Raw genomic sequence first — 6,673 nt, 5'->3', positions numbered from 1 at the left:
CGGCCCCCGCGCGGGCGCGCGGGGCGGGGGGCGCCGGGGGCCCCCCCCCCGCGGCGGTCATGGTCACACGTACACAAAGAGTTCACCGCTCGTACAACCATTCACTTCCGTCACTCATCTGATCAGGTGAGTCACGAGACTCCACATCACTTGGGCCCCGAGTGACGACGAACCGTGAGGAACGACCACCGCAGGGGCCCCTTTCTCCACTTGGGGATCGCATGCGCATTCGTGCCACTGTGGCCGCCGTCTCCGGCGCCCTGGCCCTCTCCGCGTTCGTCGTGCCGGCCGCGCACGCCGCCGACTCCAGCTCCTCCTACCGCGCGGACGTCGCCCGGGTCCTGGAAGCGGCGCACTCGGCGTCCGGAAAGACCGCGTTCACCGCCGCCACCGCCGCCGACGACGAGCCGTACGCCCTCAACGTCAGCTTCTCCAACATCAAGGTGAACGGCGGCAAGGCCTTCGCGGTCGGCACCACCAACCACGTCGCCGTTCCGGTCACCTACACCCTGACCCACGGCGTCGAAGTCAAGATCACCGCCGCCGACTTCCTGACGGGCCCCTACCTCTACAAGGGCTCCTTCGCCGGGCCGGACAACGTGCTCTTCGGCGACAACCCGGCCAAGTGCACCGCCACGTCGACGACCACCGCCTCCTGCAAGGGCAACATCGACGTCCACCCGGCCGATGGCGCCCTCATCAACTCGGACGCGGGTGCCTGGAAGGCCGCCGGTCTGGCCATCGCGTACAACGGCCAGGACCCGCAGAGCCGCGACTTCGACATCACCAAGGTCGGTGTCGCCGACCAGGGCGGGTTCGCCTCCCCGAACGTGCAGCGCTACTCCAAGCTGACGGTCAACGCCGCCCCGGAGCCCGTGAAGAAGGGCAAGACCGTCACGGTCACGGGCAAGCTGTCCCGCGCCAACTGGGAGACGAACAAGTACGCGGGCTACACCGGCCAGTCGGTGCAGCTGCAGTTCCGCAAGAAGAACAGCACCACGTACACCACCGTCAAGACGGTCAAGACGGACGGCACGGGCAACCTGAAGACCACCACCACGGCGTCGGTCGACGGTTACTACCGCTACAGCTTCGCGGGCACCTCGACCACCCCGGCCGTCAAGGCCGCGGGTGACTTCGTGGACGTGAAGTAGCCGACCCGCGGTACCTCACCGGTCCCCGCACCCCCGCCAGGGGTGCGGGGACCGCGTCGTTCACGCGGGAAAGCGGCGGTCCACCCATTTCCACAGCAGTTCCAGACAGACCCCCGCCGCCGCGGCCACGCCCACCGCGATCCACGGCATCTCCACGCCCACCAGCTTCAGGGCGAAGAAGTGCTGGAGCCACGGCACGATCAGCACGACGACGAACGCCAGGCCCATCGAGGTCACCAGGGCGACACGCCACCAGGTGTAGGGGCGGGCGATGATCGCCAGTACCCACATCGAGATCAGGAAGAGCGTCAGCGTCGCGGCGCTGGTCTCCGCGTTCAACTGGTCCGGTCCGGTGTAGAGGTGACGGGCCACCAGGTACGTCACGAAGGTGGCGACCCCGGCGACGACACCGCCCGGGATCGAGTAGCGCATGACCCGACGCACGAAGTGCGGCCTCGCCCGCTCCGTGTTGGGGGCGAGCGCGAGGAAGAACGCGGGGATACCGATCGTCAGGGTGGACAGCAGGGTCAGGTGCCGGGGGAGGAAGGGGTATTCGACCCGCCAGCACACCACCAGCACCGCCAGCAGCACCGAATAGACGGTCTTCACCAGGAACAGGGTCGCGACCCGGGTGATGTTGCCGATGACCCGGCGGCCCTCCGCCACCACCGAGGGCAGCGTCGAGAAGCTGTTGTTGAGCAGCACGATCTGGGCGACCGCCCGGGTCGCCTCCGAACCCGACCCCATGGACACGCCGATGTCGGCGTCCTTGAGGGCCAGGACGTCGTTCACGCCGTCGCCCGTCATCGCCACCGTGTGGCCGTGCCACTGGAGCGCGCCCACCATGTCGCGCTTCTGCTGCGGGGTGACCCGCCCGAACACCGTGCCCTTGTCCAGCGACTTCGCCATCTCCTCCCGCTCGTCGGGAAGCCGGCGCGCGTCCACGACCTCGCCGCTCAGCCCGAGCTTCCCGGCCACCGCGCCGACCGAGACCGCGTTGTCGCCGGAGATGACCTTCGCCCTGACGTCCTGCTCGGCGAAGTAGCGCAGGGTGTCCGCCGCGTCCGGGCGCAGCCGCTGCTCCAGCACGACCAGCGCGGCCGGCCGGGCGCCCTTCTTCACCTCGGGGTCGTCGAGGTCCCTGGTGGCCCGGACGAGCAGCAGGACCCGCAGCCCCTCCTCGTTCAGCCGCTCGGTCTCGGCGAGCGCCGGGTCCCCGTCGGGCAGCAGCACGTCGGGGGCGCCGAGCAGCCACGTACCGGTCTCGCCGTCGCCCTCGCTGAAGGTCGCCCCGCTGTACTTGCGGGCCGAGGAGAAGGGCAGCGACTCGACGCAGCGCCAGTCCTCGCTGTCCGGGTAGGCGTCGATGATCGCCTGAAGCGAGGGGTTCGGCCGGGGGTCGGACTCGCCGAGCGCGCCGAGGGCCTTGCGTACGTACGACTCGTCGGCGCCCCGCAGCGGCCGCAGCTCGGTGACGTCCATGCCGCCCTCGGTGAGGGTGCCGGTCTTGTCGAGACAGACGGTGTCGATGCGGGCGAGGCCCTCGATGGCCGGAAGTTCCTGCACGAGGCACTGTTTCCGGCCAAGCCGGATGACGCCGATCGCGAAGGCGACGGAGGTGAGGAGGACCAGGCCCTCGGGGACCATCGGCACGATCCCGCCGACCGTCCGGGCGACGGAGTCCTTGAAACCGTGCTGCTTGACCACGAGCTGGCTGATGACCAGACCGATCGCGGTCGGGACCATCATCCAGGTCACGTACTTGAGGATCGTGGAGATACCGCTGCGCAGCTCGGAGTGGACGAGCGTGAACCGCGACGCCTCCTCGGCGAGCTGGGCCGCGTACGCCTCCCGGCCCACCTTCGTCGCGGTGAACGCGCCGCCGCCCGCGACCACGAAGCTGCCCGACATCACCTCGTCCCCGCGGCGTTTGACCACCGGGTCGGCCTCACCGGTGAGCAGTGACTCGTCGATCTCCAGGCCGTCGGCCTCCACGCAGGTGCCGTCCACGACGATCTTGTCCCCGGGGCCGATCTCGATCACGTCTCCGAGCACGATCCGGGAGGTGCTGATCTCGGTGGCGGCCCCGTCCCTGCGCACCGTCGGCTTCGCCTCGCCGATCACCGCGAGCGAGTCCAGGGTCTTCTTGGCCCGCCACTCCTGGATGATGCCGATCCCGGTGTTGGCGATGATCACGTACCCGAACAGGCTGTCCTGGAACGGAGCCACGGACAGCATGATCAGCCAGAGCACACCGATGATCGCGTTGAACCGGGTGAAGACGTTCGCGCGGACGATCTCGCCCAGCGAGCGGCTGCTGCGCAACGGGACGTCGTTGACCTCGCCGCGCGCCACCCTTTCGGCCACTTCGGCGGCGGACAGCCCCCTGGCCCGCCCGGGGGCGGGGAGGGGTACGGGGTGCACAGGATCGAGTTCCGCGCCCGCGTCGATGTGCGTCATGCAATCGACGGTACGTGCGGAAAGGGGGCTTCACCTGCCGAGTGCCCCGAAGATCCGACCAGGGGAGGACGGGGGACGGCGGGTTGTGATGCCCTGGTCGGATGTGGGGGGCCGCGGGGCGGCGGCGGACGGGGGCGGGCCGGTCACTCCACGGCGGCGGACGACGGCGCGCCGCCTGCCGTGGCGGCCCGCCTGATCGCGGCGTCGCGCCTGCGGACGTACCAGATGCCGATGAGTCCGAGGCCCGCGCCGGCCAGACAGGTCCACACCCACCAGGTGTGCCCGTGGTCGTCGTACCAGCCGTAGAACGGCAGCTGCACCAGGAAGAGGACGAACCAGAGGATCGTGCCGCCCGTGATGGTGGCGACGACGGGGCCCTCCAGGGGCTCCGGCGCCTCGTGCTTGGGGGTCCACTTCGCCATGGGCACAGCTTACGAGGGCCGCGAACCGGCCGGCGCCCGCACCCGTGTTCCCGGTGCGCACCGGCGGTCTACGCGCGGAGATAGCGATTTCTGATTCATATGTTCATACTGAAACAGTCCGAGTCTGGCCAGTTGTATTCGTAGGAAACACCAACAGGGACCGGGGAATCCTGTTGACGATCGACCGCCGGCCGGACTCGATCTTGTTCCCCGTCCCCCGCACGCTTGAGGACCCGCATGTCCACCTCGGCCGCCACCAAGGCCCCCGCCCCGCAGGAGCCGGAGTCCCGGCCCGCGCGGAGCGCCCTCGACCGCTACTTCAAGATCTCCGAACGCGGCTCCAGCCTCCCGCGCGAGATCCGCGGCGGTCTCGCCACCTTCTTCGCGATGGCCTACATCATCGTGCTGAACCCGATCATCCTGGGCAGCGCGAAGGACATGTACGGGCACCACCTGGACAACGGCCAGCTGGTCACCGCGACCGCCCTGACCGCGGCCTTCACGACGCTCCTCATGGGCGTCATCGGCAACGTGCCGATCGCGCTGGCGGCCGGCCTCGGCGTGAACACGGTCGTCGCGCTCCAGCTCGCCCCGCGGATGTCCTGGCCGGACGCCATGGGCATGGTCGTGCTGGCCGGCTTCATCGTGATGCTGCTGGTCGCCACCGGGCTGCGCGAGCGCGTCATGAACGCCGTGCCGCTGGGGCTGCGCAAGGGCATCTCGATCGGTATCGGCCTGTTCATCATGCTCATCGGCCTGGTCGACTCGGGTTTCGTCTCCCGCATCCCGGACGTCGCCCAGACCACCGTGCCGCTGCAGCTCGGCTCCGACGGTCACCTCAACGGCTGGCCGGTGCTGGTCTTCGTCCTCGGCACGCTGCTCACGCTCGCGCTGATCGTGCGCAAGGTGCCGGGCGCGATCCTCATCTCGATCGTCACCATGACGGTCCTCGCGGTGATCGTCAACGCCGTCGCCAAGGTCCCGTCCTGGGGCCTGACCACCCCGAAGTGGCCGGGCAACCCGGTCGCCACCCCGGACTTCGGGCTCGTCGGCAAGGTGAGCCTCTTCGGCGGCTTCGGCAAGGTCGGCGTGCTGACCGGCATCCTCTTCGTCTTCACCGTGCTGCTGTCGTGCTTCTTCGACGCGATGGGCACGATCATGGGCGTCAGCGACGAGGCCAAGCTGACCGACGCGCAGGGCAACATGCCCGGCATCAACAAGGTCCTCTTCGTCGACGGCATCGCCGTCGCCGCGGGCGGCGCCAGCTCCTCCTCGGCCACCACCTGCTTCGTGGAGTCCACGGCGGGCGTCGGCGAGGGCGCGCGCACCGGCTTCGCGAACGTCGTCACCGGCGCGCTCTTCGCCGTGGCGCTCTTCCTGACCCCCATCGCCACGATGGTCCCGTCCCAGGCCGCCACCCCCGCGCTGCTCGCGGTCGGTTTCCTGATCCTGTCCGGCTCGGTCCGCGAGATCGACTGGGCCGACCACACGATCGCGATCCCGGCCTTCGTGACGATGGTGATGATGCCGTTCACCTACTCGATCACGAACGGCATCGGCATGGGCTTCATCACCTTCGTGGTGCTGCGCCTCGCGGCCGGCCGGGGCCGCGACATCCCGGTCGCGATGTACGTGGTGTCGGCGGTGTTCGCCTTCTACTACCTCATGCCGGCCCTCGGCCTCACGTGACGGGTGGGGTCACGGAGACCCCGCCCCTCGGGGTCTCCCGGGTGTCCCGGGTCTCCCGGGCTCACGTGACCCCGTAGAACTTCTCCGTCTCGTCGACGGCGGTCTGGAACCGCTCGTCGAAGTCATCGCGAATGAGCGTCCGGACGACATAGTCCTGGACGCTCATTCCGCGTTTGGCGGCATGGTCTCGGAGCCGGTCGAGCAGCTCCCCGTCTATCCGCAGGCTGAGCACACTGGTCCCCATGGAGTCGAGGGTCGCCGGACTTCGGCGCGGAACGGGTCACTTTCCGCAGCGAACTCACTCGTATGAGTGACGCGAGGATTCAGTGGTCCGTGTCACGGGCACCCCGATGCTCTTTAGCGAGAGTAATGAGTTAATCTAAATACATGCCTGACCTCACCCATGGCGACGACGCTGCCGCCGTGAACGCCCTGCGCTCCGCAGTGATGCGGCTGTCACGTCGACTCAAGCACCAGCGGGTCGACGAGTCGCTGAGCCCCACCGAGATGTCGGTGCTCGGCACCCTGGCCCGCTGTGGCTCCGCCACGCCGGGCGAACTCGCCCGCAAGGAGCATGTGCAGCCGCCTTCGATGACACGCATCGTCGCGCTGCTGGAAGCCAAGGGCCTGGTCAGGCTGGAGCCCCACTCCGAGGACCGGCGACAGAAGGTCGTCACGCAGACCGACAAGGCCGAGGCGATGCTCGAAGAGAGCCGCCGCAGGCGGAACGCGTGGCTGGCCGGCCTGGTCGAGGCCCTGGACGAGGACGAGTGGGCGAAGCTCCGCGAGGCCGCTCCCGTCCTGGAGAAGCTCGCGCAGATCTGATGCCCCCCCCCCGCGGGGGCGCCCCCCGGCGGCCCGCCCGGCCCCCCCCCCCCCCCCCCCCGCCCCGCCCCCCCCGCGCCCAGGCCCCGTGTTTTAAGGGGTCGCGCGCCCACACCCGCCCCC

At 69.4% G+C, this 6,673-nt stretch carries 6 protein-coding genes; 3 read left to right on the top strand and 3 right to left on the bottom strand.

Annotation, left to right across the window (positions count from 1 at the left end; genetic code table 11):
* Positions 1-221: 221 nt before the first annotated feature.
* Positions 222-1,154, top strand: a complete 933-nt coding sequence (locus tag ACFV2J_RS21850; RefSeq protein WP_385097586.1) for a hypothetical protein — start codon at positions 222-224, stop codon at positions 1,152-1,154.
* A gap of 60 nt (positions 1,155-1,214) precedes the next feature.
* Here ACFV2J_RS21850 and ACFV2J_RS21845 read toward each other — a convergent pair whose 3' ends face one another.
* Together ACFV2J_RS21845 and ACFV2J_RS21840 are read right to left on the bottom strand one after the other, a co-directional pair.
* The gene (locus ACFV2J_RS21845) at positions 1,215-3,614 is read right to left on the bottom strand and encodes an HAD-IC family P-type ATPase (protein ID WP_385091341.1); all 2,400 of its coding nucleotides are present in this window, start codon (positions 3,612-3,614) and stop codon (positions 1,215-1,217) included.
* Between the two features lie 143 nt (positions 3,615-3,757).
* A complete protein-coding gene (locus tag ACFV2J_RS21840; protein WP_385091344.1) occupies positions 3,758-4,036 on the bottom strand; it encodes a DUF2530 domain-containing protein in 279 nt (92 codons plus the stop codon).
* A 237-nt stretch (positions 4,037-4,273) separates the two neighbouring features.
* Here ACFV2J_RS21840 and ACFV2J_RS21835 point away from each other — a divergent pair, with 237 nt between their 5' ends.
* Positions 4,274-5,725, top strand: a complete 1,452-nt coding sequence (locus tag ACFV2J_RS21835; protein WP_385091347.1) for an NCS2 family permease — start codon at positions 4,274-4,276, stop codon at positions 5,723-5,725.
* 61 nt (positions 5,726-5,786) lie between these two features.
* Here ACFV2J_RS21835 and ACFV2J_RS21830 read toward each other — a convergent pair whose 3' ends face one another.
* A complete protein-coding gene (locus tag ACFV2J_RS21830) occupies positions 5,787-5,969 on the bottom strand; it encodes a ribbon-helix-helix protein, CopG family (protein ID WP_148008990.1) in 183 nt (60 codons plus the stop codon).
* A 143-nt stretch (positions 5,970-6,112) separates the two neighbouring features.
* Here ACFV2J_RS21830 and ACFV2J_RS21825 point away from each other — a divergent pair, with 143 nt between their 5' ends.
* Positions 6,113-6,550: a MarR family winged helix-turn-helix transcriptional regulator gene (locus tag ACFV2J_RS21825; protein ID WP_168528694.1), complete on the top strand. Its 438-nt coding sequence runs from the start codon at positions 6,113-6,115 to the stop codon at positions 6,548-6,550.
* Positions 6,551-6,673: the final 123 nt, after the last annotated feature.

This window comes from Streptomyces sp. NPDC059668, from assembly GCF_042734135.1.
In the GTDB taxonomy this organism is placed as follows: Bacteria; Actinomycetota; Actinomycetes; order Streptomycetales; family Streptomycetaceae; genus Streptomyces.
This window is presented reverse-complemented; position numbering and strand designations above follow the sequence as displayed.

Excerpts from the sequence above, each read along its gene's own strand:
- ACFV2J_RS21850 (WP_385097586.1), top strand. The coding sequence starts at position 222 with ATGCGCATTCGTGCCACTGTGGCCGCCGTCTCCGGCGCCCTGGCCCTC.
- ACFV2J_RS21845 (WP_385091341.1), bottom strand. The coding sequence starts at position 3,614 with ATGACGCACATCGACGCGGGCGCGGAACTCGATCCTGTGCACCCCGTA.
- ACFV2J_RS21840 (WP_385091344.1), bottom strand. The coding sequence starts at position 4,036 with ATGGCGAAGTGGACCCCCAAGCACGAGGCGCCGGAGCCCCTGGAGGGC.
- ACFV2J_RS21835 (WP_385091347.1), top strand. The coding sequence starts at position 4,274 with ATGTCCACCTCGGCCGCCACCAAGGCCCCCGCCCCGCAGGAGCCGGAG.
- ACFV2J_RS21830 (WP_148008990.1), bottom strand. The coding sequence starts at position 5,969 with ATGGGGACCAGTGTGCTCAGCCTGCGGATAGACGGGGAGCTGCTCGAC.
- ACFV2J_RS21825 (WP_168528694.1), top strand. The coding sequence starts at position 6,113 with ATGCCTGACCTCACCCATGGCGACGACGCTGCCGCCGTGAACGCCCTG.